Raw genomic sequence first — 24,637 nt, 5'->3', positions numbered from 1 at the left:
CCAGGACACTGCCGGACCATGCCCACACCCCCTCCCACCGGCCCACTTGTCACCCGCGACAGCCTCGCCGCGGAGCTTCGCTCGCTGGGTGTCGAACCCGGAGAAATCCTGCTCGTGCACTCCTCGCTCAGTTCGCTCGGCTGGGTCTGCGGAGGCGCCGTCGCGGTGGTACGAGGACTCCTCGACGCAATCGGCCCGGACGGCACTCTCGTGGTCCCCACCCAGTCCGGCGACCTCTCCGACCCGGCCCTGTGGAGCAATCCGCCGGTCCCGGCGCAGTGGTGGGAGCGGATCCGGACGACCATGCCCGCCTACGACCCCCTCATCACTCCCGCACTGGGCGTGGGCGTGATCCCGGAGACGGTCCGCACCTGGCCCGGCGCCCTGCGCAGCGCCCACCCGCAGACCTCGTTCGCGGCGCTCGGGGCGCGGGCCGCGGAGCTGGTCGAGGGGCACGCCCCCGACTGCCGGCTCGGCGAGCACAGCCCGCTGGCCCGGCTGGAGAAGGCGGGGGCACGGGTCCTGCTGCTCGGCGCCGGCTACGCCACCTGCACCAGCTTCCACCTGGCCGAGTACCGGATCCCGGCCCCGCTCGTCGCGGTGGGCCGGCCGGGCCCCGGCGGGACGTGGGAGGTCGTGACCGAGGTGTCGATCGACTCCGACCGCTTCGACGAGCTGGGCCATGACTTCGAACGCGACCGTGACGTCGTACGGGGCACCGTCGGGGCGGCCGACGTGCGGCTGTTTCCGGTCGCGGACGCGGTGGCCTACGCGCAGCGGTGGCTGCCGCTGCACCGCTCCCGCGAGGAGGAACTCTGATGCGGCCCGCCCGCCGCCGGCCCCCGCGGCCGTCGCGTCCGGCCGGTTCCCGCACCCCCCGGTCCGAGCCTCCACCCGCGAACCTAGACTCTTGAGCCATGCGAAGTGAGCCTGTCGTCCGGGTCGAGGCCCTGGTGAAGCGGTACGGGACGAAGACCGCGGTGAACGGCCTCGACCTGACGGCCCGGGCCGGCGTCACCGCCGTCCTCGGACCCAACGGCGCCGGCAAGACGACCACCGTCGAGACCTGCGAGGGGTACCGCAGGCCGGACGCCGGTACGGTGCGCGTCCTCGGCCTCGATCCGCAGAGACAGGCCGCCGACCTGCGCCCCCGGATCGGCGTGATGCTCCAGTCGGGAGGCGTGTACTCCGGCGCCCGGGCCGACGAGATGCTCCGGCACGTGGCCGGGCTGCACGCCCACCCCCTGGACGTCGACGCCCTCGTCGAGCGCCTCGGCCTCGGCTCCTGCGGCCGGACGACGTACCGCCGTCTCTCCGGCGGCCAGCAGCAGCGGCTCGCGCTGGCGATGGCCGTCGTCGGCCGCCCGGAGCTGGTGTTCCTGGACGAGCCGACGGCCGGCCTCGACCCGCAGGCCCGCCGCGCCACCTGGGAACTCGTACGGGACCTGCGAGCGGACGGCGTCTCCGTCATCCTGACCACCCACCACATGGACGAGGCCGAGCAGCTCGCCGACGACGTCGCGATCATCGACGCGGGCCGGGTCATCGCCCAGGGCTCCCCCGAGGAGCTGTGCCGCGGCGGCGCCGAGAACACCCTGCGCTTCACCGGCCGCCCCGGCCTCGACGTGACCTCCCTGCTCAAGGCCCTGCCCGCCGACAGCTCGGCCGCCGAGCTGACCCCCGGCTCCTACCGGGTGACGGGCAAGGTCGACCCGCAACTGCTGGCGACGGTCACCTCCTGGTGCGCGCAGCACGGGGTGATGCCGGACCGGATCTCGGTCGAACGGCACACCCTGGAGGACGTCTTCCTGGAACTGACCGGCAAGGAGCTGCGCTGATGATCCCGGCTCACACACGGACCTGCTGGGGGTCCGGGGGTCGCCCCCCGGGAGGACACAGTCTGGAACTGACCGGCAAGGAGCTGCGCTGATGACCGCCACGGGTACCTACACCCCCCGGCCCGGCGCGGCTCCGCTGCCCCGCATGATCGCGGCCCAGGCGGTGCTGGAGACCAAGATGCTCCTGCGCAACGGCGAGCAGCTGCTGCTCACCGTCGTGATCCCCACCCTGCTGCTGGTGCTGTTCAGCAGCGTGGACATCATCGACACCGGCGCCGGCGAGGCGGTGGACTTCCTCACGCCCGGCATCCTCGCGCTCGCCGTGGTGTCGACGGCCTTCACCGGCCAGGCCATCGCGACCGGCTTCGAACGGCGCTACGGGGTGCTGAAGCGGCTCGCCGCCTCTCCCCTGCCCCGCTGGGGCCTGATGGCGGCGAAGACGCTGTCGGTGCTGGTCACGGAGATCCTCCAGGTGATCCTCCTGACGGCGATCGCCTTCGCCCTCGGCTGGGACCCGCACGGCAACCCGGCGGCCGTCCTGCTGCTCCTGATCCTGGGCACGGCCGCCTTCTCGGGCCTCGGCCTGCTGATGGCGGGCACCCTGAAGGCGGAGGCGACGCTGGCCGCGGCCAACCTGGTCTTCCTGCTGCTGCTGGTGGGCGGCGGGGTGATCGTCCCGCTCGACAAGTTCCCGCCCGGCGCCCAGGACGTACTCGGTCTGCTGCCCGTCTCGGCCCTCTCGGACGGGCTGCGGGACGTGCTCCAGCACGGCGCGGGCATGCCCTGGGGCGACCTGGGGATCCTGGCGGTGTGGGCGGTCGTGGGACTCGCGGCGGCCGGCCGGTTCTTCCGCTGGGAGTAGCGGCATGACGCCGGCCCGGGGGACCCTCGTGAACGCGTGCACAAGCGGGCGCCTACGATGGTGCGCGTGCCAAACCTGACCCGTGCCGACGCCGTAGCAGCCGTGCGCAACCCGCTCGCCTTCATCGCCGAACGCTGGACCCCCACCCGCCGGACCGTTCAGCGGGCGGCGTTGTACCCGCTCGTGATGTCGGTGGTCATCGTGGTCACCGGCGGTGCCGTCCGGCTCACGGGCTCCGGCCTGGGCTGCCCGACCTGGCCCAAGTGCACCGACGACTCGCTCACCGCGACCGGCGCCATGGGCTTCCACGGCGCCATCGAGTTCGGCAACCGCATGCTGACGTACGTGCTGTGCGCGGCCGTCGGCTGGGCGATCATCGCCGCGCGGTCCGAGAAGCCGTACCGGCGGAGCCTGACCCGGCTGGGCTGGGCGCAGTTCTGGCTGGTGATGAGCAACGCCGTGCTCGGCGGGATCGTGGTGCTCGTCGGCCTCAACCCGTACACGGTCGCGGCGCACTTCCTGGCCGCCACGGCGCTGCTCGCGGTCGCCACGGTGATGTGGCAGCGCGCCCGGGAGGGCGACGGGGAGCCCCGGCCGCTGGTCGGCAAGCCCGTGCAGCAGCTGGTGTGGTTCCTGGTCGCCGCCTCGACGCTGCTGATCGGCGTCGGCACGGTGGTGACCGGCGCGGGCCCGCACGCCGGTGACTCCAGCGAGGTCGAGCGGATGCCGCTGGACTGGGAGACGGTCGCCAAGCTGCACGCCGTGCTCGCCTGGATCGTGGTGACGCTGACCTTCGCCCTGTGGTTCATCCTCAAGGCGGTGGACGCGCCGAAGAACCCGCTGGACCGCACCCGGGACCTGTTCCTGGTGCTGCTCGGGCAGGGTCTCATCGGCTACGTCCAGTACTTCACGGACCTTCCCGAGGCCCTGGTCGGACTGCACATGTTCGGCTCCTGCCTGGTGTGGATCGCGGTGCTGCGCGTGCTGCTGGCGCTGCGCGAGCGCCCCTGGACGACGATCGACCTGCCGGCCCCGGCGGCCGAGGCGACGGTCGGCACGCGCGCGTGAGCCACCCGAGGCTCACGCGTACGAGGTGACCAGCCCGTCGATCGCCGGCGCCAGGTAGTCCCGGGTCAGCCCGGCGCGCCGGGCGGGCCACCCCTCGTCGGCCGGCCCGTCCCCCTCGTCGTAGCGGCGGCGCGCGATGTCCGCCACGACCTCCGAGGGCGCCCCCAGCGCGAGCAGTTCGTCGAGGGCCTCGCGCTTGGAGATCAGCCGGCCGTCCCGCACGGTCACCGTCGCCCGCGCGAAGGTCAGCAGCCCCAGGTCGACCCAGACGTTCTCACGCCACAGGTGGGCCTTGTCGACGGCGGGCCGCCAGAAGTCCCGCTGGTCGCGGACGACGAACGCGCCGAGTGCGTGGTCCGGCACGGGCGGCAGAAGCGCGCCGGGCGGCTTGCCGTGCAGCACCCGGCCGAAGTCGTGCAGTTCGCGCCGGGTCACCGGGGTGACCGTCCGCCGGAACAGTTGGCTGTGCGCCCAGGTGAGGTGCCGCCGCTCGGGGTCGGTGGTCCGGCCGGGGGTGAGATAGGTGCAGTGCAGCAGCGGGGCGAGCGGCTCGTTCCGCAGGCGGGCGTGCAGCCGGGCAAGGTGCCACACCGCGCGCGGTGCGACGGGCCCCGCCAGGACCGCGATGAGGTCCAGGTCGCTGCGGCCCTCCTGGTAGTCGCCCCCGGCGAGCGAACCGTGGGCCCACACGGCGACGGGGTCCAGGGCCTGGAGGCCGGCGAGAAAACGGTCCAGTAATGCGTCCGTGCGGCTGGGCGTGCGGCTGGTCATGCGCCCAGTCTGTCCACCTCAGCCGAGCCCGTACACCCGGCGCGCGTTGCCCGCCGCGATCAGTCCCGCCACCCGTTGCGCGTCCGCCTGCGACCACGCGCCCTCCACGACCCAGCTGCCGAGCACCCGCGCCAGTGCCTCGCGGAACAGCCGCGCCCCGACCACGTGCAGCTCGGGCAGCCCCCCGGCCCCGCTGGAGAAGAGGATCTTGCCGAAGGGGGCCAGCTCCAGGATCTCCGCGAGGATCGTCGCGGCGCGCGCGCCGGTGCGTACGAGCGCGGCGCCGGAGTCGGCGTACACGTGCGGGAAGACGCCGGCGAGGTGGGCGGCGTGCCGGTGGTAGGGGTAGCCGTGCAGCAGGACGAGGTCGGTGCCGAGGCCGGCCGTGGCCCGTACGAAGTCGGTCAGCAGGACCGGATCCGTGCGGTCGACGCGTGCCCCCGGCTCGCCGAGTCCCGCGTGCAGCTGCAGGGGCAGCCCCGAGGCGACGGCGATCCACAGCAGATGGCGCAGCAGCACCGGGTCGCTCAGCTCACCGCCGACCCTGCGGCCCGCCAGCCAGCGGCCCGCCGCGCCCCGCACCTCGCCCGGCCCGGGTGGCTCGGGCGCGAGGGCGAGGCCGTGCCGGACCCCCGCGACGGAGGTGAAGGCCACGGCGTTCGCGGCGGCCCCGTGGACCGACTCGGCGAGGTTGGCGAGGAAGGACTCGACGGTGCCGGAGGTGTCGGCGACCTGTTCGGCGAGAGGTTCCAGGCGCACGATCTCCCGTGCCTCGGCGGCGCCGGCCGAGGCGAGCTCGCCCGGTCCCGTGAGGTCTCCGGGCAGGCCCGTGTCGACCAGGTACGTCGTGATGCCGCTGCCGCGCAGCAGCCGGCGGCCCGCTTCCAGTACGCCGAGTTCACGACGCCGGGCGAGATAACGGGCGGGTGGCGCGTGCGGTTCCAGACCGAGGAGCGGGGGGCACCACCGGCGTACCGCGAACCCCGTCTGGGTGTCGAACAGCGTCGTGCCCGGGGCCGGCGGGCCCTCGGTGCGGGCCAACTGGGCCTCGAAGGTACCGAGACCCAGCTCCGTTCTCAGGACGCCGTGGCAGTACTGGTCCACCAAGGACGGCGTTTCGATCATCCGGACTCCCCGGGGGACGGCCCACGTAGTTCCTACGGGTCCTAACGGGTGACCGGGGTGTCAGGTTGTTGCTGCTCAGCCGTTCTTCGGTCCGCCGACCTGGATACCGGCCATCCGCGTCCACTCGTACGGCCCCGTCTTCACCTTCGCCGCGAACTCGCCGTCGAAGGTCTCGTGCACGGTGATGCCGGCCTTTCCGACGGCCAGCTCGGCGATGGCGACCGAGGGGGCCACCAGGTCGCCCCAGCCGCCGTCGTCGCCGACCAGGACGATACGGGCGCCGCGCTCGCCGATGTACGCGATCTGGCCCTCGGCCCCGCCGTGCTGCTTGGCGAAGGAGCTGATCTGCTTGGCGAGCCGGGCCGCCTTGCGCTCGGCCTTCGCGGCCTGCTTGGCGTCGGCGGTCTCGTCAACCTGCTTGGTGTCTGCCATGGCCAGGATGCTACCGACGGGTAGATCGAACGGCGACGGCCGGGGTGCGTGGTGTTGACCACGCACCCCGGCCGTTCGGCGATGCGGACTCGGAGGTGTCAGCGCAGGAAGGGGTCCACCGCGACCGCCACGAACAGCAGCGACACATAGGTGATGGACCAGTGGAACAGCCGCATCTCCTTCAGCTTCCCGCCCGTCGCCTCAGCCTTCGCGCGGTTCTGGAGCGCGTGCGCCTCCCACAGCCACCAGCCACCGGCCACCAGCGCGACCGAGGTGTAGAACCACCCGGTGTAGCCCAGCGGGGTCAGCAGCAGCGAGACGGCGACCATCACCCAGCTGTAGAGGACGATCTGCTTGGCGACGGTCTTGTTGGAGGCGACGACCGGCAGCATCGGCACGCCCACGCGTGCGTAGTCGTCCCTGACCTTCATGGACAGCGGCCAGTAGTGCGGCGGCGTCCAGAAGAACATGACGAGGAAGAGCACGACCGGCGCCCAGGACACCGAGTTCGTCACGGCCGACCAGCCGATCAGCACCGGCATGCAGCCGGCGATGCCGCCCCACACGATGTTCTGCGAGGTACGGCGCTTGAGGATCATCGTGTAGACGACGACGTAGAAGAGGAGCGCGCCGAGGGCGAGCCAGGCCGACAGCCAGTTGACGGTCAGACCGAACAGGAGTGTGGAGACCACCGCGAGGGTGATGCCGAAGGCGAGGCATTCACGCGGGCTGACCATTCCGGTGACCAGCGGGCGCTGCGAGGTGCGGTCCATCAGCGCGTCGATGTCGCGGTCGATGTACATGTTCAGCGCATTGGCGCCGCCCGCGGACAGGTAACCACCGAGGCAGGTCAGCACCACCAGACCGAGGTCCGGAACGCCCTGCTGCGCCAGGAACATCACCGGGACGGTGGTGATCAGCAGCAGCTCGATGATCCGCGGCTTGGTCAGCGCCACGAACGCCTTGACCCGGGCCCCGAACGGCCGCCGGCTCGGGCTCTGGCTCGTCCCGATCATCCCCACTGGACGGGATTCAACGGCCGTCACGCACACCCCTGACAGAGACTCCCAGCAAGCCTCCCCGTGTGAATGCGGGGTAAAGGCTCGCGCGTACCACGCCACTGTAGACGTTGCCCAGACCCCGACATTCGCGGGGGTGGGGTCGTGTTGGACGGCACCTGCGGAAGAGCCGGAGGGCACTCTGTTGAGCACTCGTACGAGCGGCTCCGTATTCACTTGCCGAACAGGGAACACACCGGTCGGCAGGCGGATCACCAAGTCTCCCGGCAGTCTGGAATGACTCGAAAAAATGCACGTTCTCACGGGGGTAGGCTCGACAACGGCCGGTGGGCGCCGCGTGCACCGGCATTCGACATGCGTGACATGTGGAGAGGAGCCCTGACCCAGGGTGAGCACCAAGCCGACCACCACAGACCTCGAGTGGACCGAGTTGGACCAGCGGGCCGTGGACACCGCCCGCGTCCTGGCCGCCGACGCCGTACAGAAGGTCGGCAACGGCCATCCCGGTACGGCGATGAGCCTGGCGCCTGCCGCGTACACCCTCTTCCAGAAGGTGATGCGGCACGACCCGGCGGACGCCGACTGGGTCGGCCGCGACCGCTTCGTGCTGTCCGCGGGCCACTCGTCCCTGACGCTCTACACCCAGCTGTACCTGGCCGGCTTCGGCCTGGAGCTGGACGACCTGAAGGCGTTCCGTACCTGGGGTTCGAAGACCCCGGGTCACCCGGAGTACGGCCACACCACGGGCGTCGAGACGACGACCGGCCCGCTGGGCCAAGGCGTCGCGAACGCCGTGGGCATGGCGATGGCCGCCCGCTACGAGCGCGGTCTGTTCGACCCGGAGACCCCGGTCGGCGAGTCGCCGTTCGACCACTTCGTCTACGCGATCGCCGGTGACGGCTGCCTCCAGGAGGGCATCTCCGCCGAGGCGTCCTCCATGGCCGGGCACCAGAAGCTCGGCAACCTGGTCCTGCTGTGGGACGACAACCACATCTCGATCGAGGGCGACACCGAGACCGCCGTCTCCGAGGACACCGTTCTGCGCTACGAGGCGTACGGCTGGCACGTGCAGCGCGTCGCCCCCAAGCCGGACGGCGACCTGGACCCGCACGCCCTCTACGACGCGATCGAGGCCGCGAAGCAGGTGACGGACAAGCCGTCCTTCATCGCGATGCGCTCGATCATCGCCTGGCCCGCGCCGAACGCGCAGAACACCGAGGCCGCCCACGGCTCGGCGCTCGGCGACGACGAGGTCGCGGCCACCAAGCGCGTCCTCGGCTTCGACCCGGAGAAGTCCTTCGAGGTCTCGGACGAGGTCATCGCCCACACCCGGGGCGCCCTCGAGCGCGGCCAGGCGGCCCGCGCCGTGTGGGAGAAGTCCTTCCAGCAGTGGCGGGACAACAACCCCGACCGCGCCGCCGAGTTCGAGCGCGTCGCCGCGGGCGAGCTGCCCACCGGCTGGGAGGAGAAGCTCCCGGTCTTCGAGTCCGGCAAGGGCGTCGCCACCCGTGCCGCGTCCGGCAAGGTGCTCCAGGCGCTCGGCGCGGTCATCCCCGAGCTGTGGGGCGGCTCCGCCGACCTCGCGGGTTCCAACAACACGACGATCGACAAGACGTCGTCGTTCCTCCCGGCGGACAACCCGCTGCCGGAGGCGGACCCGTACGGCCGCACCGTCCACTTCGGCATCCGCGAGCACTCGATGGCCGCGGAGATGAACGGCATCGCGCTGCACGGCAACACCCGCATCTACGGCGGCACGTTCCTCGTGTTCTCCGACTACATGCGCAACGCCGTGCGACTGTCCGCCCTGATGCACGTGCCGGTGACGTACGTGTGGACGCACGACTCCATCGGCCTCGGCGAGGACGGCCCGACGCACCAGCCGGTCGAGCACCTGGCCGCGCTGCGCGCCATCCCGGGCCTGAACGTCGTCCGCCCGGCCGACGCCAACGAGACGGCGATCGCCTGGCGCGAGATCCTCAAGCGCTGGACGAAGGTGTTCGGCAAGGGCGCCCCGCACGGTCTGGTCCTCACCCGCCAGGGCGTGCCGACCTACGAGCCCGACGAGAACGCGGCCAAGGGCGGGTACGTCCTGTTCGAGGCCTCCACCGGAACGCCGGAGGTGCTCCTCATCGCGACCGGCTCCGAGGTGCACGTCGCCGTCGAGGCACGCGAGCGGCTGGAAGCCGAGGGTGTGCCCACGCGGGTGGTCTCCATGCCGTCCGTGGAGTGGTTCGAGGAGCAGGACCAGGGGTACCGGGACAGCGTTCTGCCCCCGTCCGTCAAGGCCCGCGTCTCGGTCGAGGCGGGTATCGGTCTCACCTGGCACAAGTACGTCGGGGACGCCGGCCGCATCGTTTCCCTGGAGCACTTCGGTGCTTCCGCCGATGGCAAGGTCCTCTTCCAGGAGTACGGCTTCACTGCCGAGAACGTGGCCGCCAAGGCCCGGGAATCCCTCGCCGCCGCCCAGCGCTGACGCTCACATACGACACGTAGGAGATGTAATTCCATGACAGACGCACTCAAGCGCCTCTCCGAAGAAGGCGTCGCGATCTGGCTGGACGACCTGTCGCGCAAGCGGATCACGTCCGGCAACCTGGCCGAACTGATCGACCAGCAGCACGTCGTGGGCGTCACCACCAACCCGTCGATCTTCCAGAAGGCCATCAGCAGCGGCGACGGTTACGAGCAGCAGCTCTCCGACCTCGCCGCCCGCAAGGTCACCGTCGAAGAGGCCATCCGCATGATCACGACGGCGGACGTCCGCGACGCCGCCGACATCCTGCGCCCGGTCTTCGACGCCACCGGCGGCCAGGACGGCCGGGTGTCCATCGAGGTCGACCCGCGCCTGGCGCACCACACCAAGCCGACGGTCGCCGAGGCCAAGCAGCTCGCCTGGCTGGTCGACCGCCCCAACACGCTCATCAAGATCCCGGCCACGATGGGCGGCCTGCCGGCGATCACCGAGGTCATCGGCCTCGGCATCAGCGTCAACGTCACGCTGATCTTCTCGCTGGAGCGCTACCGCCAGGTCATGGACGCCTACCTGGCCGGCCTGGAGCAGGCCAAGGAGCGCGGCCTGGACCTGTCGAAGATCCACTCCGTGGCGTCCTTCTTCGTGTCCCGCGTGGACACCGAGATCGACAAGCGGCTCGACGCGCTCGGCACCGACGAGGCCAAGGCCGCCCGCGGCAAGGCGGGCCTCGCCAACGCCCGGCTCGCCTACCAGGCGTACGAGGAGGTCTTCGCCGGCGAGCGCTGGGCCGCGCTGGAGAAGGCGGGCGCCAACAAGCAGCGTCCGCTGTGGGCCTCCACCGGTGTGAAGGACCCCGCCTACAAGGACACCCTGTACGTGGACGACCTGGTGGCGCCGAACACGGTGAACACCATGCCGGAGGCGACCCTGTTCGCCGCCGAGGACCACGGCGCGATCACCGGCAACACCGTCGCCGGCACCTACGAGCAGGCCCGCGCCGAGATCGACGCCGTCGAGAAGCTCGGCATCTCCTACGACGAGGTGGTCCAGCTCCTCGAGGACGAGGGCGTGGACAAGTTCGAGGCGTCCTGGAACGACCTGCTCAAGTCGACCGAGGCGGAGCTCCAGCGCCTCGCCCCCTCGGAGGGCTGAACTCTGTCGAGCAGCAATCCGCTGCGTGACCCCGCCGACCGACGGCTCCCGCGTATCGCGGGGCCGTCGGGCCTGGTCATCTTCGGCGTCACGGGCGATTTGTCCCGGAAGAAGCTCATGCCCGCCGTGTACGACCTCGCCAACCGGGGTCTGCTGCCGCCGGGCTTCTCGCTGGTCGGCTTCGCCCGCCGCGAGTGGGAGCACGAGGACTTCGCACAGGAGGTCCACGACGCCGTCAAGGAGCACGCCCGTACGCCCTTCCGCGAGGAGGTCTGGCAGCAGCTCGTCCAGGGCATGCGCTTCGTGCAGGGCACCTTCGACGACGACGACGCCTTCGAGCGGCTGCGCGGCACGATCGAGGAACTCGACAAGGCGCAGGGCACGGGCGGCAACTTCGCCTTCTACCTGTCCGTGCCGCCGCGGTCCTTCCCGGTGGTCATCCAGCAGCTGAAGAAGCACGGGCTGGCCGACCAGAAGAACGGCTCCTGGCGACGCGCGGTCATCGAGAAGCCCTTCGGTCACGACCTCGCCTCGGCCGAGGAGCTCAACAAGGTCGTCCACGAGGTCTTCGGCTCGGACCAGGTCTTCCGCATCGACCACTACCTGGGCAAGGAGACCGTCCAGAACATCATGGCGCTGCGCTTCGCCAACACGATGTTCGAGCCGATCTGGAACCGGTCCTTCGTGGACCACGTCCAGATCACGATGGCCGAGGACATCGGCATCGGCGGCCGGGCCGGCTACTACGACGGCATCGGCGCCGCCCGTGACGTCATCCAGAACCACCTGCTCCAGCTGATGGCCCTCACGGCCATGGAGGAGCCGGCCTCCTTCGACGCGGACGCGCTGGCCGCCGAGAAGACCAAGGTGCTCGGCGCCGTGCGGCTGCCGAAGGACCTGGGCCGCGCCACCGTGCGCGCCCAGTACGCGGCCGGGTGGCAGGGCGGCGAGAAGGCCGTCGGCTACCTCGAAGAGGACGGCATCGACCCCAAGTCGAAGACCGACACCTACGCGGCCGTCAAGCTGGAGGTCGACAACCGCCGCTGGGCGGGCGTCCCCTTCTATCTGCGCACCGGCAAGCGCCTCGGCCGCCGGGTCACCGAGATCGCGGTCGTCTTCCAGCGGGCCCCGCACTCCCCCTTCGACTCCACGGCCACCGAGGAGCTCGGCGCGAACGCGATCGTCATCCGCGTCCAGCCCGACGAGGGCATCACGGTCCGCTTCGGCTCGAAGGTGCCCGGCACCTCGATGGAGATCCGGGACGTGTCGATGGACTTCGCCTACGGCGAGTCCTTCACGGAGTCCTCGCCCGAGGCGTACGAGCGCCTGATCCTCGACGTGCTGCTGGGCGACTCGAACCTCTTCCCCCGCACGGAAGAGGTGGAGCTGTCCTGGAAGATCCTCGACCCGATCGAGCGGTTCTGGGACAAGAACGGCAAGCCCGCGCAGTACCCGTCGGGCACGTGGGGGCCCGTCGAGGCCGACGAGATGCTCGAGCGAGACGGACGGAGCTGGCGCCGGCCATGAAGACAGACCTCACGGACACCACTGCCAGCAAGATCAACAAGGCGTTGGTGCAGGGCAGGCGCGCGATAGGCACCCCCGCAGTCGGCATGGTGCTCACCCTCGTCGTCGTCACGGACGAGGAGAACGCCTACGACGCCCTGAAGGCCGCCAACGACGCGTCGCACGAGCACCCCTCCCGCACGCTCGTGGTCATCAAGCGCGTCTCGCGGTCCCCCCGGGGCCGCACCCAGTCCCGCCTCGACGCCGAGGTGCGGCTGGGGGCGGACGCGGGCAGCGGCGAGACGGTGATCCTCCGCCTGTACGGCGAGGTCTCCGACCACGCCCAGTCCGTCGTCCTGCCGCTGCTGCTGCCGGACGCGCCGGTGGTGGTCTGGTGGTCGGTGGACGCCCCGCGCGACCCGGCGGGCGACCCGCTGGGCGCCCTGGGCCAGCGCCGGGTCACCGACAGCTACGCGGCCGAGAAGCCCATCAACGAGCTGCGGGCCCGTGCCGAGAGCTACGAGCCGGGCGACACCGATCTGGCGTGGGCCCGGATCACCCCGTGGCGCTCGATGCTGGCCGCCGCCCTCGACCAGGTCAGCTGCGAGATCGTCTCCGCCGAAGTGGCGGGCGAGGAGGCCAACCCGAGCGTCGAGCTGCTCGCCATGTGGCTCGCCGACCGGCTCCATGTGCACGTCCGCCGCGCGATCTCGGCCGGTCCGGGTCTGACCCAGGTCCGGATGGAGACGACCGGCGGTCCGATCACACTGCACCGGTCGGACGGCGCGATGGCCACGCTGGCACTGCCGGGCCAGCCGGACCGCGCGGTGGCGCTCAAGCGCCGCGAGACGTCCGAGCTGCTCGCGGAGGAGCTGCGCAGGCTCGACCCCGACGACACGTACGCGTCCGCCCTGCGGTTCGGCGTGGACCGGCTGGGCGGGATCCAGTCGGCCGCCGAGCGGGAGGCGGAGCGGGCCGAGGCCGCCGGCCAGCCCGCACCGTCCCTCCCGGTCCGCGCGGTGCCGGACCCGGCGGCCGCGGGCCGTGACTCCGCGTCGGCTCCGCCGTCCGCCGCCCCGGCGGGCCACGGCGACGCCGACCGGCCGACTCCGGCGCAGATGCCCCCGGTCAGGAAAGCGGATCCGCAGTGAGCACTCCCCAGCTGGTCGTGCACCACGACAAGGAACTGATGGCGCAGGCCGCGGCGGCCCGTCTCATCACGAAGATCGTGGACGCCCAGGCCTCCCGGGGCCAGGCGTCCGTGGTCCTCACGGGCGGCCGCAACGGCAACGGCCTGCTGGCCGCGCTGGCCGCCGCGCCCGCCCGCGACGCCATCGACTGGGCCCGGCTGGACCTGTGGTGGGGCGACGAGCGCTTCGTGCCCGAGGGCGACCCGGAGCGCAATGTCACGCAGGCCCGTGAGGCCCTGCTGGACTCCGTCCCGGTGGACCCGAAGCGCGTGCACGCCATGCCCGCGTCCGACGGTCCGTACGGCGCCGACGTGGAGGCGGCCGCGGCCGCCTACGCGGAGGAGCTGGCCCGCGCGGCCGGCCCCGAGAACCATGGCAACGTGCCCGCCTTCGACGTCCTGATGCTGGGCGTCGGCCCGGACACCCATGTGGCCTCGCTCTTCCCGGAGCTGCCGGCCGTGCGGGAGACCGAGCGCACGGTGGTGGGCGTGCGCGGCGCGCCCAAGCCCCCGCCGACCCGGGTCACCCTCACCCTCCCGGCGATCCGGGCGGCCCGTGAGGTGTGGCTGCTCGCGGCCGGCGAGGACAAGGCGCAGGCCGCGGCGATCGCCCTGTCCGGCGCGGGCGAGATCCAGGCCCCGGCGGCGGGCGCCCGGGGCCGCTCCCGCACCCTGTGGCTGCTGGACACGGCGGCGGCGTCCCGGCTCCCGAGGTCGCTGTACCCTCCGGCGTCCGCCTGACACGGTCACCGCCGCACAGAACCCGTACGGTCAACCGCCGTACGGGTTCTGCCCGTTGTGGGCCCGATAGGACCCGTACGGGTTGCCCTGGGGATACGGCTGGTACGGCTGCCCCGGGTGCGGTGCGTACGGCTGCCCGTACGGGTTTCCCTGCGGGTGTCCGTACGGGTTTCCCTGCGGCGGGGCCTGGGGCGGCACCCCGGCGGGTGTCGGCGGCAGGGTGGCCGGGTGGGCCGCCAGCCGGATGCCGTACCGCCGCTTGAGGCGGCGCATCTCCAGCAGCGCGAGCCCGGTGACCGTCACGGGTGCGCCCAGGATGAAGACGATGCCCATGGTGAGGCTGAGGCCGTGCAGGTCACCGGTGATCAGATCGGGGACGGCCATCAGCCAGGACGTCACCGTGGCGAGCAGCGGCGGCAGACAGCGGTGCACGGCGGCGGAACCGAAGAAGTTCCCGGAGAGCCGGACGGCGCCTGCCATCACGAAGAAGGCCATCCAGAGGCCCACGAGGGTGAGCAGCATCCTCGGCACGAGCCCGAACATCTCGCTCGACCGGAAGATCCCCACGGTCGTCATGACACAGCCGATGAAGAGCAGCAGCAGCTTGAGCGAGTCGAGGAGCGGCCTCTTCAGCTGTCCGACGGTGCCGGTGCGCCGCCAGACGAAGAGCATCACGCCGACCGTCACCGGGGTGAGGAAGAACAGCACGGCGGAGGCGATCGCCGTGTTCTCCAGCATCTCCTCGAAGGCGAAGCCGCCCTCGACGAAGGTGTAGACGCCGACGGCCGCCACCGCCCCGGCGACGACCCTGCCGCGCTTGAGCCGTTCCACCGTCGGATCGAGCGCCTGGGGTATCCACGCCGGATGGAACACCGCCCACGCCGCCTTGTGGGGCTTCAGGAACGAGCGGCCGGACAGCGAGCCGTCGGTCCAACTCCTGCGTGCACCGGTCACGTTGCTCTCCCCCGAGAGATCGCCACTCATGATCGCCGGGGAGTCTACGGGAAGCGGACGACCGACCGCCGCCCGCTTCCCGTTTCCCCCGCCCGGTGACCGCTACCGACCGCGCAGCTCCCGGTACTTGGCGACCAGGGCCTTGGTGGACGTGTCCAGGCCGGGGACCTCGGCGCCCTCGGTCAGGGCGGGCTCGACACGCTTGGCGAGCACCTTGCCGAGCTCCACGCCCCACTGGTCGAAGGAGTCGATGTTCCACACCGCGCCCTGCACGAACACCTTGTGCTCGTAGAGCGCGACGAGCTGGCCGAGCACCGACGGGGTCAGCTCACGGGCGAGGATCGTGGTCGTGGGGTGGTCGCCCTTGAACGTCTTGTGGGCCACCAGCTCCTCCGGGACGCCCTCGGCGCGCACCTCCTCGGGCGTCTTGCCGAAGGCCAGCGCCTGGGTCTGGGCGAAGAAGTTGGCCATCAGCAGGTCGTGCTGCGCCTTGAGTTCGTCGCTCAGCTCGGCGGCCGGCTCGGCGAAGCCGATGAAGTCCGCGGGGATGAGCTTGGTGCCCTGGTGGATGAGCTGGTAGTAGGCGTGCTGCCCGTTGGTGCCCGGCGTGCCCCAGACGATGGGGCCGGTCTGCCAGTCGACCGGCCGGCCGTCCCGGCCTGTGGACTTGCCGTTGGACTCCATGTCCAGCTGCTGGAGGTAGGCGGCGAACTTGGACAGATAGTGGCTGTAGGGCAGCACGGCGTGCGACTGCGCGTCGTGGAAGTTGCCGTACCAGATGCCCAACAGGCCCAGCAGCAGTGGCACGTTGGACTCGGCGGGCGCGGTCCTGAAGTGCTCGTCGACGAGGTGGAAGCCGTCGAGCATCTCGCGGAACCGGTCCGGGCCGATGGCGATCATCAGGGACAGGCCGATCGCCGAGTCGAAGGAGTAGCGACCGCCGACCCAGTCCCAGAACTCGAACATGTTGGCCGTGTCGATGCCGAAGTCCGCGACCTTCTCGGCGTTCGTCGACAGCGCGACGAAGTGCTTGGCGACGGCTGTGTCGTCACCGAGCGCGGCCAGCAGCCAACTGCGGGCCGAGGTCGCGTTGGTGATCGTCTCGATGGTGGTGAAGGTCTTCGACGCGATGATGAACAGCGTCTCGGCCGGGTCCAGGTCGCGGGTGGCCTCGTGCAGGTCGGCGCCGTCCACGTTGGACACGAAACGGACCGTGAGATCGCGGTCGGTGTAGCCGCGCAGCATCTCGTAGGCCATCGCCGGGCCCAGGTCGGAGCCGCCGATGCCGATGTTCACCACGTTGCGGATACGCCGGCCGGTGTGGCCGGTCCAGGCGCCGGAGCGGACGCGGTCGGCGAAGCCGGCCATCTTGTCGAGCACGGCGTGCACCGCCGGGACGACGTTCTCCCCGTCGACCTCGATCACCGCGTCGCGCGGGGCGCGCAGGGCGGGGTGCAGGACGGCACGGTCCTCGGTGGTGTTGATCTTCTCGCCGCGGAACATGGCGTCCCTCAGGCCGAAGACGTCGGTGGCGACGGCCAGTTCACGCAGGTGCCGCAGTGTCTCGTCGGTGACGAGGTGCTTGGAGTAGTCGATGTGCAGGTCACCGACCCGTAGCGTGTATCCCGCGCCGCGCTCGGGGTCGGCGGCGAACAGCTCCCGCAGCCGCACCTCGCCGAGTTCCTCGCGGTGTTTGGCCAGAGCGGTCCACTCGGGCGTCTGGTTGAGCCTCGTACGGCCGTCTGCGTTCATGTCGGACTTCAGCCCTCTTTCCTCATCTGTCCGTGCTGCGCACGCCTTGCCCCGCCGGTTCCAACCTAGTTGATCAGCGCGTCGGGCGAGCGGACGGGCCACGGTCGTACGGGACAACAACAGGTACGTCCGCCCGGCCCGCGGGTATCAACGCGGCGACGGCGAGTGCGCGGCACGAGCGGGGCCGCGTCGCCGTTTCGGCGCGCGCGAAGGGCCGGCCGGAGTTGCGCCGGCCGGCTGGGTAACCGGTCATCAGGCAGGCGTGGGCCCCGCCGAGGGCCTCGAGGTCCACCAGGGCGCGCCGCACGGGCGCGTGGAGGGCACCGCTGTCAGACGGCCCGCGGGCGGACATGCGCACGCGAAACATGTCCGGCCAGGCACCCTCGGGCACCCGGCCGGTCTCGGTTCGTCAGATCTCGCCCCGCAGTTTGGCGAGCGCTTCGGCGAGGATCGCCTCGCCGTCCGCGTCGCTGCGCCGCTCCCGCACATAGGCGAGGTGCGTCTTGTAGGGCTCGGTTCGCGGCGGGGCCGGGGGGTTGTCCCGGTCCTGCCCGGCGGGAAAGCCGCAGCGCGGGCAGTCCCAGGTCTCGGGAACCTGCGCGTCGCTGGCGAAGCTGGGCACCGTTTCGTGTCCGTTGGAGCACCAGAAGGAGATGCGCAGACGCGGCGCGGACTCGCCCCGCTCGGCCTCGCCCATCGGCCCCGCCCCGACCCGGCTTCCTCGGATCGCGTTGCCACTTGCCACGGTCGTAACTCCCTGCGTGATGGTGCCGCAAAGCGAGTCGGCGTTTCGCTTCGCTGCGAGCGCCTCAGTCTACGTAAGGCCCAACGCGCGTCCAGTGATTGGAGTTACAGCTTCCACACCTAGACGCAAGCCCCATGATAGGCCGCGCTCAGCTGCGCGTACCGAACATGGGGCCTTACGTACCGGAATGTGCGTGACTGTGCGAAGCTGATCAGCTGTTCGTCTTCATGACGATGCCGAGAACGATGATGCAGGCGAACCACAGCAGACCGATCACGACGGTGATGCGGTCGAGGTTGCGCTCGGCGACCGAGGAGCCGCCGACGGAGGACTGCATGCCGCCGCCGAACATGTCGGAGAGGCCGCCGCCCTTCCCCTTGTGCATCAGCACCAGCAGCATCAGCAGCAGGCTGAAGACGATCAGGGCGATCGAGAACCCCAAAACCACGGCTGGACCAACTTCCTCGGATTCGGATAACGACTCGGACGAACGACGGGGGCATAGCGACAACCGCTATGCCCCCGCAAGGGTACGACGGATCGCCGCTACCGCATACACACAGCTCGGATCACTGGTCGCGGAAGCGCACGATCTTGACGAACTCGTCGGTGTCCAGCGAGGCACCGCCGACCAGCGCGCCGTCGATGTCGGCCTGCGCCATGATCTCGGCGACGTTGCCGGACTTCACGGAGCCGCCGTACTGGATGCGGACCTTGTCGGCCAGCTCCTGGGTGTAGAGCTCGGCGATCTTGCCGCGGATGGCGGCGCAGACCTCCTGCGCGTCCTCGGCACCGCAGACCTTGCCGGTGCCGATGGCCCAGACGGGCTCGTAGGCGATCACGATGGTCTCGGCCTGCTCGGCCGGGAGGTCCTTCAGACCGCCCTCGACCTGGGTGAGGGTGTGGGAGACGTGGTTGCCCGCCTCGCGGACGTCCAGCTCCTCGCCGACACACAGGATCGGGGTCAGGCCGTGCTTGTAGGCGGCCTTGACCTTGGCGTTCACGAGCTCGTCGGTCTCGTTGTGGTACTGGCGGCGCTCGGAGTGGCCGATCGCCACGAACGTGCACTTCAGCTTGGCGAGCATGGAGCCGGAGATCTCGCCGGTGTAGGCACCGGAGTCCTGCGCCGAGATGTCCTGGGCGCCGTACTTGATCTTCAGCTTGTCGCCGTCGACCAGGGTCTGCACGGAGCGCAGGTCGGTGAAGGGCGGCAGGACGGCGACCTCGACGGCCTCGTGGTCCTTGTCGGCCAGGGCGAAGGCGAGCTTCTGGACGTGGGCGATGGCCTCGAGGTGGTTGAGGTTCATCTTCCAGTTGCCCGCCATCAGCGGCGTGCGAGTGGTCATGCGGGGTCAGCCCTCCAGTGCGGCGAGGCCGGGGAGCGTCTTGCCCTCGAGGTATTCGAGGGAGGCGCCACCGCCGGTCGAGATGTGGCCGAATGCGTTCTCGTCGAACCCCAGGAGGCGGACGGCCGCGGCGGAGTCGCCGCCGCCGACGACCGTGAAGGCCGGGGAGTCGATGAGGGCCTGGGCGACCGCCTTGGTGCCCTCGGCGTAGTCGGGGTGCTCGAAGACGCCCATGGGGCCGTTCCAGAAGACGGTGCCGGCGTCGGCGAGCTTCGAGGCGTACAGGACACCGGTCTCGGGACCGATGTCGAGGCCCATCAGGTCGGCGGGGATCGCGTCCGCGGCGACGGTGACGGGGTCGGACGGGGCCTTGGTCCTCAGGTCCGGGAACCGGGCCGCGGCCACCACGTCGACGGGCACGACCAGCTCGACGCCGTTCTTCTCGGCGCGCTCGACGTACTCGTTGACGACGGGCAGCTGATCGTCCTGGACGAGGGAGGCACCGATCTCGTACCCCTTCGCCTTGAGGAAGGTGAAGGCCATGCCGCCGCCGATGAGGATGCGGTCGGCCCTGCCGAGCAGCTGGTCGATGACGGCGAGCTTGTCGGAGACCTTGGAGCCGCCGAGGGCGACGACGTAGGGCCGCTTGACGTCCTCGGTGAGCTGCTTCAGGACGCCGACCTCGGTGGCGATCAGGAAGCCGGCCGCGTGCGGCAGCCGGGCCGGGAGGTCGTAGACGGAGGCGTGCTTGCGGTGCACCGCCCCGAACCCGTCACCGACGTAGAGGTCGGCGAGTTCGGCGAGCCGGTCGGCGAAGGCGCCGCGCTCGGCGTCGTCCTTGCTGGTCTCGCCCGCGTTGAAGCGCAGGTTCTCGATGACGGCGACCTGGCCGTCGGTGAGGTCCGCGACGGTGGACCGCGCGGACTCGCCGACCGTGTCGGTCGCGAAGGCCACGGCCGTGCCGAGGAGTTCGCCCAGCCGGGCGGCGGCGGGGGCCAGGGAGAAGGCCGGGTCCGGCGCGCCCTTGGGACGGCCCAGGTGCGAGGCGACGACCACCTTGGCGCCCGCGTCCGCGAGGGCCTTGACGGTGGGCAGGACGGCACGGATGCGGCCGTCGTCGGTGATGGTGCCGCCGTCGAGCGGCACGTTGAGGTCGGCGCGGACGAAGACCCGCTTGCCTGCGACGCCTTCGGCGAGAAGTTCGTCGATCGTCTTCATTACGGGGGCTCCTGGGGAGGGCTCGTGGTGCTCGTGATCACTCGTGGTCGCCGGGGACCGTGAGGAAGGCTGATCCGTACGTGCGTCAGGGCTCGGGCGGCGCGTCCCTGCGCCGCCCGAGCCCTGCACTCACATCGAGGTGCCTGATCCGACGATCAGAGCTGGTTGCCGACGAAGACCGTCAGGTCGACGAGGCGGTTGGAGTAGCCCCACTCGTTGTCGTACCAGCCGAGGATCTTCACCGAGTTGCCCTCCTGGACCATGGTCAGGGAGGAGTCGAAGGTGCAGGAGGCCGGGTCGCCGACGATGTCCGAGGAGACGATCTGGTCCTCGGTGTACGCCAGGTAGCCCTTGAGGTCGCCGTCGTCGGAGGCCTTCTTGAACGCGGCGTTGACCTCGTCCTTGGTGACCTCGCGCTGGAGGGTCACGACCAGGTCGGTGGCCGAGCCGGTCGGGACCGGGACGCGCATGGCGATGCCGTCCAGCTTGCCCTTGAGCTGCGGCAGGACCAGGGCGGTGGCCTTGGCGGCACCCGTCGTGGTCGGGATGATGTTCTCGGCGGCGGCGCGGGCGCGACGCAGGTCCGAGTGCGGGAAGTCCAGGATGCGCTGGTCGTTGGTGTACGCGTGGACCGTCGTCATCAGACCCTTGACGATGCCGAAGTTCTCGTCGAGGACCTTGGCCATCGGCGCCACACAGTTGGTGGTGCAGGAGGCGTTGGAGATGACGTGGTGGTTGGCCGCGTCGTACTTGTCCTGGTTGACGCCCATCACGATGGTGATGTCCTCGTCCTTGGCCGGAGCCGAGATGAGGACCTTCTTGGCGCCGCCTGCGATGTGCTTCTCGGCGTCGGCCTTCTTGGTGAAGATGCCGGTCGACTCGATCACGATGTCGACGCCCAGGTCGCCCCACGGGATGTCCGCCGGGTTGCGCTCGGACAGCACCTTGATGGTGTGACCGTCGACGGTGATCGTGTCGGCGGTGTGCGACACCTCGGCCTTGAGGCGGCCCAGGATGGTGTCGTACTTGAGCAGATGTGCGGTGGTCGCGGTGTCACCCAGGTCGTTGACAGCCACGATCTCGATGTCAGCACCCTGCTCCAGCAGCGCGCGGAAGTAGTTACGACCGATGCGGCCAAAGCCGTTGATGCCTACGCGGATCGTCACGAACCGATCTCCTCGTTGGTACGCCGGCTATGCGGTGCCGGCGAGCTGTATTTGGGATGTCCCCGACCACCCACGACCCTACCTCTCCGAGGCCGCCGGAGTGACATCGACTTCGCCCATACACGGCAGGGCGGTCCGTACCCGCCAGTAGGGGTACGGACCGCCCGGACCGGAAGACCCGATCGCTCGATGTGATTACGAACTGTCACACGGAGTTGACAGCCGTTCTTCAGCTCTCAAGTGAGGCGAGCGCCTTCCCGATGAGCGCGACCCGGTCGGCCGCCGCGGTGACATGCTCCAGGCCGAAGCCCAGCAGCACGGTGTCGTCGGTGGTGACCGCTCCGTAGGTCTGGAACAGGGCGCCGGTGCGCGTCCAGTCCTTCAGGACGGCCGGGCTGCCCGCGGGCGGACCCGCGACCCGCCAGACGCCGAGCGAGGTCTCGAAGCCCTCCGTCCCGGTGGCGGTGCCGCCGACGACCAGCGAGGTGTCGTCCGCGAGGACGCCGTGGCCGCCGCTGCCGGGGTCGGTGACATAGGCGATCGAGACCTCGACCTGCTTGCCCGCGTAGGCGCTCAGGTCGAAGTTCACCTGCTGCCAGCCGCTGGAGGCACCGGTGAGGGCGTTCCAGGAGCCGGTGCTGCCGGTCGCGGTGCAGTCGCCCGCGCCGAGGGTGAGGTAGTGCCGCAGCCACGGGTGCTCGCCGATGTAGAAGCCGCCGCCGCACTCCGCGGGGACGGCGGTGCTGGTGGCGCCGCCCGCCTCGGGAAGCGTCGTCCAGTCGTCGGCGCCGACCGTGTGGATCTCGACGATCGCGTTGTCGTAGCCGGGCTCGGTGTCCCACAGCAGCTGGGTGCGCAGGGCCGGCTTGCTCGCCGCGCCGACACCGGTGAGGTCGATGGTGCGGGTGAGGCGCTTGTAGCCGTCGTCGGTGTGCACGGCGGCTGCCATGTACGAGCCCGTGAACGGCCCGTACGGGTTGACCGTCCCGGCGAACTGACCGGCGCCCGCACTGGCGAACTGCGGGTACGCGGAGGCGGGCAGCTCGTCCGAGGTGACGCCGTAGGTGCCCGCCCTGTCGAGCGGGTTGCCGGTCGCCGGGCCGAGGGCCCCGCCGGCACCGGCGAGCTTGCCGGAGCCGGTGAAGCCGGTGGCGCCGGGGGTCGAGGTACGGGAGTAGGCGCCCAGGTAGTACTGGCTGAAGTCGTTCGACGGGGTGCCGTCACCGAGGTCGACGTTGCCGCCGGCCAGCTCGCCCGCCTCGATCAGCTTGCCGCCCTCGTTGAGGAAGGCACGCAGTTCGAGCTGGGTCGGATTGCCGGGGACGCTCGCGCCCGTGTAGTGGACGACCGTGTCGAAGTGGCTCAGCACGCCGAGCGCGTCGGGCGCGCCCTGGGTGGCGACGTCCCAGACGATCGCCCTGCGGCCGTTGGCCTTCAGCGCGTCGACGTAGGTCCGCGCCTGTGTGGCGGCCGTGCCTTCCTCGGCCACGACGAGGGTGTCGGCCTTGGGCCGCGCGGCGACCGTGTAGGTGAAGTGCGCGCCCGAGACCTTCTTGCCGTTCTTGGTCTCACCCGCGAACCAGACCTCGACCTTGTCGCCGGGTTCGCCGTCCCGCACCTTGGCCCGGTACTCGTCGAAGTGGAGGTTGTCGTCACCGCCGAAGGTCTCGCCGCCCTTCCATGCCTTGAGCGCCTGGTCCCGGGTACGGCCGCCGTTGACGCGGTACTTGAGCTCCTTGTCGCGGATCGCCTTGCGTACGACGACGGAGATCTCCTGGTCGGCGCCGCGCGAGTACGAGGTGGTGAACGGCGCCGGGGTGAAGTCGGCGGCGGACAGACCGACCGAGGACTTCGGCTGGTCGGGTTGCGCCGCGGACTCGGCGACGGAGAGCGCGAAGGGCACGTTCTTGGCGAACTCGTCCTGGATCAGCTTCTCGTCGTCCGGGAAGTTGAAGACCGACTGGCAGTCGGCGGCGTTCCACTGGTCGTTCGGGTCGATGCCGGACGCGGTCTGGCAGGTCGACATCTCGGGGGTGAACATCGCCGTGCCGTTGACGTTCGCCGCGTGTCCGTCGGCCTCGCCGTTGGTCGTGTACAACTCCGAGGAGACCTGCGGGTGGTAGCCCGGGACCGCGGAGTTGTCGGGGGTGCCGGCGAGCGCCTTGTAGACGACGTCGTCCGGGGTGTCGGTCGCGACCTGCCAGCCGACGCCGTAGAGCAGCAGTTCGGCGGCGGAGTGGTAGTTGATGCCGTACGTGAACCCGATCCGCTTCTCGAAGGCGTCGAGCGCCTTGGTCTCGGGTTCGGAGCCGGGGCTCGCGCCGCGGTAGGTCTGGCTGGTGGGGTTCGGGGACGAACCCTCGTCGTCGTAGCCCCACTTGTAGGGGAAGTTGCGGTTGAGGTCGACGCCGTCGCCGGTGGAGATCGCGCCGTCGCCGTTGACGTCCCGCAGGTTCTTGCGCCAGAGGCGGTTGTCGGTGTTCGCGAAGGTGTAGTCGTAGCCGTCGGGGTTGGCCGACAGGACGAACCACAGCTCGCTGGAGTCGACGATCTTCTTGACGCGCCGGTCGGTCTTGTAGGTGTCCAGGTAGTAGTGCATCAGCCGCCGGGTCATCTCCGGCGTGATCCACTCCCGCGCGTGCTGGTTGGACATGTAGAGGACCGAGGGCTTGGAGCCGTCCTTGGACTTCTTCGCGTTCTTCGTCAGTTTGAGCGCGAGGATGTCCTGGCCTTCGACCGTCTTGCCGATGGAGACGACCTTGGTGAGGGCCGGGTTCTCCCGCGCGGTGCGCAGGATCTCCTCCTGGAGCCCACCGCTGCCGCTGTACGGTCGGAACACGCCGTCGGCGGCGGCCTCCACGCGGTTCTCCGCCTTGGCCGAAAGTGTGTGCTCGGCGAGGGCGACGCCCTGCTTCTCGAGCTTCTTCGCCTGCTTGTCGGTGAGGTAGACCTCGACCGTCGCGGTGCCCTTCTCGGGCGCCTGCTCGCTGAGTTCGTGACCGTCCTGGCCGGCCGCCAGCAGCAGGGGTACCTGCTGCTTGGTGACCTCGGCGCGGAAGACCTTGACCTCGTCCGCGTCGGGTTTCGGTGTGGTGCCGGGCTGTGCCTGGGCGATGGGTGCGAGTGCCGCTCCGCCGAGCAACAGCGCGCCGACAGCGAGGATCGATCTCGCTCTTCGTCTCATGAACCCCCCTAGCCTGAGTTCGCCCCAGCAGCGAACTCTGCCAGGCTCATGACAGTCGATGATCCAGTCAAGAGCGCCTCAAAGCCACGCAAA

General features: G+C 70.5%; 21 protein-coding genes. 9 read left to right on the top strand and 12 right to left on the bottom strand.

Annotated features, from left to right (window positions below; all coding sequences use genetic code 11):
• The first annotated feature begins 18 nt into the window (after positions 1-18).
• The 4 genes from OG933_RS32645 to OG933_RS32630 all read left to right on the top strand — a co-directional run bounded on the left by OG933_RS32645 (position 19) and on the right by OG933_RS32630 (position 3,768).
• Positions 19-819: an aminoglycoside N(3)-acetyltransferase gene (locus tag OG933_RS32645; protein WP_405630424.1), complete on the top strand. Its 801-nt coding sequence runs from the start codon at positions 19-21 to the stop codon at positions 817-819.
• Positions 820-917: 98 nt separating this feature from the next.
• Entirely contained in the window at positions 918-1,838 is a 921-nt protein-coding gene (locus OG933_RS32640; protein WP_362267229.1) for an ABC transporter ATP-binding protein, read from the top strand.
• A 91-nt stretch (positions 1,839-1,929) separates the two neighbouring features.
• The gene (locus OG933_RS32635) at positions 1,930-2,700 is read left to right on the top strand and encodes an ABC transporter permease (RefSeq protein WP_267020526.1); all 771 of its coding nucleotides are present in this window, start codon (positions 1,930-1,932) and stop codon (positions 2,698-2,700) included.
• 57 nt (positions 2,701-2,757) lie between these two features.
• Complete coding sequence (locus OG933_RS32630; protein ID WP_362520543.1) at positions 2,758-3,768, top strand: COX15/CtaA family protein; 1,011 nt, start codon at positions 2,758-2,760, stop codon at positions 3,766-3,768.
• Between the two features lie 12 nt (positions 3,769-3,780).
• On the opposite strand, the gene OG933_RS32625 is transcribed toward OG933_RS32630, so the two are convergent.
• From OG933_RS32625 to OG933_RS32610, 4 genes are all read right to left on the bottom strand, one after another.
• Positions 3,781-4,539, bottom strand: a complete 759-nt coding sequence (locus tag OG933_RS32625) for a nucleotidyltransferase (protein ID WP_405630421.1) — start codon at positions 4,537-4,539, stop codon at positions 3,781-3,783.
• 18 nt (positions 4,540-4,557) lie between these two features.
• Positions 4,558-5,664: an amidohydrolase family protein gene (locus OG933_RS32620; protein WP_054239138.1), complete on the bottom strand. Its 1,107-nt coding sequence runs from the start codon at positions 5,662-5,664 to the stop codon at positions 4,558-4,560.
• Between the two features lie 75 nt (positions 5,665-5,739).
• Positions 5,740-6,096 (bottom strand): hypothetical protein, encoded by a 357-nt coding sequence (locus OG933_RS32615; protein WP_405630418.1) that lies wholly within the window; start codon positions 6,094-6,096, stop codon positions 5,740-5,742.
• 98 nt (positions 6,097-6,194) lie between these two features.
• Complete coding sequence (locus OG933_RS32610; protein ID WP_362267542.1) at positions 6,195-7,112, bottom strand: heme o synthase; 918 nt, start codon at positions 7,110-7,112, stop codon at positions 6,195-6,197.
• Positions 7,113-7,503: 391 nt separating this feature from the next.
• Between OG933_RS32610 and tkt the strand changes: the two genes are divergently transcribed.
• The 5 genes from tkt to pgl are packed head-to-tail and all read left to right on the top strand — an operon-like array spanning position 7,504 to position 14,179.
• Positions 7,504-9,591: a transketolase gene (gene tkt / locus OG933_RS32605; protein WP_362520534.1), complete on the top strand. Its 2,088-nt coding sequence runs from the start codon at positions 7,504-7,506 to the stop codon at positions 9,589-9,591.
• A 33-nt stretch (positions 9,592-9,624) separates the two neighbouring features.
• A complete protein-coding gene (gene tal, locus OG933_RS32600) occupies positions 9,625-10,743 on the top strand; it encodes a transaldolase (RefSeq protein WP_327182410.1) in 1,119 nt (372 codons plus the stop codon).
• A gap of 3 nt (positions 10,744-10,746) precedes the next feature.
• Complete coding sequence (zwf, locus tag OG933_RS32595) at positions 10,747-12,270, top strand: glucose-6-phosphate dehydrogenase (RefSeq protein WP_267021054.1); 1,524 nt, start codon at positions 10,747-10,749, stop codon at positions 12,268-12,270.
• Entirely contained in the window at positions 12,267-13,400 is a 1,134-nt protein-coding gene (gene opcA / locus OG933_RS32590) for a glucose-6-phosphate dehydrogenase assembly protein OpcA (protein ID WP_362520530.1), read from the top strand. Before zwf ends, opcA begins: the two co-directional genes overlap by 4 nt.
• Positions 13,397-14,179, top strand: a complete 783-nt coding sequence (pgl, locus tag OG933_RS32585; protein ID WP_362520527.1) for a 6-phosphogluconolactonase — start codon at positions 13,397-13,399, stop codon at positions 14,177-14,179. Before opcA ends, pgl begins: the two co-directional genes overlap by 4 nt.
• Positions 14,180-14,209: 30 nt before the next feature.
• Here the strand turns inward: pgl and OG933_RS32580 are convergent, their stop codons facing one another.
• The 8 genes from OG933_RS32580 to OG933_RS32545 form a co-directional block, all read right to left on the bottom strand.
• On the bottom strand, positions 14,210-15,133 hold the full coding sequence (locus tag OG933_RS32580; RefSeq protein WP_405630417.1) for a hypothetical protein: 924 nt from the start codon (positions 15,131-15,133) through the stop codon (positions 14,210-14,212).
• A gap of 102 nt (positions 15,134-15,235) precedes the next feature.
• A complete protein-coding gene (pgi, locus tag OG933_RS32575; protein WP_405630415.1) occupies positions 15,236-16,885 on the bottom strand; it encodes a glucose-6-phosphate isomerase in 1,650 nt (549 codons plus the stop codon).
• A gap of 409 nt (positions 16,886-17,294) precedes the next feature.
• Entirely contained in the window at positions 17,295-17,630 is a 336-nt protein-coding gene (locus tag OG933_RS32570) for an RNA polymerase-binding protein RbpA (protein WP_082412914.1), read from the bottom strand.
• Between the two features lie 211 nt (positions 17,631-17,841).
• Complete coding sequence (gene secG / locus OG933_RS32565) at positions 17,842-18,072, bottom strand: preprotein translocase subunit SecG (RefSeq protein WP_020131907.1); 231 nt, start codon at positions 18,070-18,072, stop codon at positions 17,842-17,844.
• Between the two features lie 127 nt (positions 18,073-18,199).
• The gene (gene tpiA / locus OG933_RS32560; protein ID WP_405630412.1) at positions 18,200-18,976 is read right to left on the bottom strand and encodes a triose-phosphate isomerase; all 777 of its coding nucleotides are present in this window, start codon (positions 18,974-18,976) and stop codon (positions 18,200-18,202) included.
• A gap of 6 nt (positions 18,977-18,982) precedes the next feature.
• Positions 18,983-20,194, bottom strand: a complete 1,212-nt coding sequence (locus OG933_RS32555) for a phosphoglycerate kinase (RefSeq protein ID WP_362520514.1) — start codon at positions 20,192-20,194, stop codon at positions 18,983-18,985.
• 155 nt (positions 20,195-20,349) lie between these two features.
• On the bottom strand, positions 20,350-21,360 hold the full coding sequence (gene gap / locus OG933_RS32550) for a type I glyceraldehyde-3-phosphate dehydrogenase (protein ID WP_020131904.1): 1,011 nt from the start codon (positions 21,358-21,360) through the stop codon (positions 20,350-20,352).
• A 229-nt stretch (positions 21,361-21,589) separates the two neighbouring features.
• The gene (locus OG933_RS32545; protein ID WP_405630410.1) at positions 21,590-24,544 is read right to left on the bottom strand and encodes a M14 family zinc carboxypeptidase; all 2,955 of its coding nucleotides are present in this window, start codon (positions 24,542-24,544) and stop codon (positions 21,590-21,592) included.
• Positions 24,545-24,637 lie beyond the last annotated feature (93 nt).

The sequence above is a fragment of the Streptomyces sp. NBC_00016 genome (genome assembly GCF_045040885.1).
Taxonomy (GTDB): Bacteria; Actinomycetota; Actinomycetes; order Streptomycetales; family Streptomycetaceae; genus Streptomyces; species Streptomyces coriariae.
This window is presented reverse-complemented; position numbering and strand designations above follow the sequence as displayed.

Bases quoted from the DNA above. Each gene is read 5' to 3' on its own strand.
- OG933_RS32615 (WP_405630418.1), bottom strand. From the start codon at position 6,096: ATGGCAGACACCAAGCAGGTTGACGAGACCGCCGACGCCAAGCAGGCC.
- OG933_RS32645 (WP_405630424.1), top strand. From the start codon at position 19: ATGCCCACACCCCCTCCCACCGGCCCACTTGTCACCCGCGACAGCCTC.
- pgi (WP_405630415.1), bottom strand. From the start codon at position 16,885: ATGAACGCAGACGGCCGTACGAGGCTCAACCAGACGCCCGAGTGGACC.
- OG933_RS32555 (WP_362520514.1), bottom strand. From the start codon at position 20,194: ATGAAGACGATCGACGAACTTCTCGCCGAAGGCGTCGCAGGCAAGCGG.
- tal (WP_327182410.1), top strand. From the start codon at position 9,625: ATGACAGACGCACTCAAGCGCCTCTCCGAAGAAGGCGTCGCGATCTGG.
- OG933_RS32630 (WP_362520543.1), top strand. From the start codon at position 2,758: ATGGTGCGCGTGCCAAACCTGACCCGTGCCGACGCCGTAGCAGCCGTG.
- OG933_RS32620 (WP_054239138.1), bottom strand. From the start codon at position 5,664: ATGATCGAAACGCCGTCCTTGGTGGACCAGTACTGCCACGGCGTCCTG.
- OG933_RS32545 (WP_405630410.1), bottom strand. From the start codon at position 24,544: ATGAGACGAAGAGCGAGATCGATCCTCGCTGTCGGCGCGCTGTTGCTC.
- OG933_RS32610 (WP_362267542.1), bottom strand. From the start codon at position 7,112: ATGATCGGGACGAGCCAGAGCCCGAGCCGGCGGCCGTTCGGGGCCCGG.
- OG933_RS32640 (WP_362267229.1), top strand. From the start codon at position 918: ATGCGAAGTGAGCCTGTCGTCCGGGTCGAGGCCCTGGTGAAGCGGTAC.
- tpiA (WP_405630412.1), bottom strand. From the start codon at position 18,976: ATGACCACTCGCACGCCGCTGATGGCGGGCAACTGGAAGATGAACCTC.
- OG933_RS32625 (WP_405630421.1), bottom strand. From the start codon at position 4,539: ATGACCAGCCGCACGCCCAGCCGCACGGACGCATTACTGGACCGTTTT.
- OG933_RS32635 (WP_267020526.1), top strand. From the start codon at position 1,930: ATGACCGCCACGGGTACCTACACCCCCCGGCCCGGCGCGGCTCCGCTG.
- opcA (WP_362520530.1), top strand. From the start codon at position 12,267: ATGAAGACAGACCTCACGGACACCACTGCCAGCAAGATCAACAAGGCG.